The organism is Salinimicrobium oceani (genome assembly GCF_012037645.1).
In genome coordinates this window covers 1-386 of the sequence record NZ_JAAVJR010000940.1, presented here as the reverse complement: position 1 = coordinate 386, position 386 = coordinate 1, and the positions used below count along the sequence as shown (strand labels likewise).

1 protein-coding gene is annotated in these 386 nt (G+C 41.2%); it reads right to left on the bottom strand.

What is annotated here, in order from left to right:
* The coding region (locus tag HC175_RS20160) for a DUF4252 domain-containing protein (protein WP_168139844.1) at nt 1–386 on the bottom strand (386 nt) is incomplete at both ends.

Below are 386 nucleotides of genomic sequence, written 5' to 3'. Positions count from 1 at the left end.
ACCGAAGCCTTTTTCATCATCACTTCCAAAAATGATCAATTCATCTATGGCGTCCTCCTCACCTAAATAGTACAACTCGGCTTTGCGGGTCCCACCGCCATAGCGCATAAGCTGCTGATATTTATCGGCTTTAAGGATCTCGGTCAATTTGGCCTTTTCAGCTTCATACAACTCCTTGTTCTCTCCTTTCAAAGGGAAGCCTAGAACATTTACCTTTTTGATGGTTTCAAGTGTTGCCTTCTGTTCAGCATTAAGTTTTGAATTATCTCCTGTCAATAAACTGGCAGGAAGGTCAAAAGCTAAATACTGCTGACTGTTCTGGTTCTCTACATAATACTCCTGAAGGGTTGTTTCATTTTTACAGGAAACAACCCCAAGAGCTATTA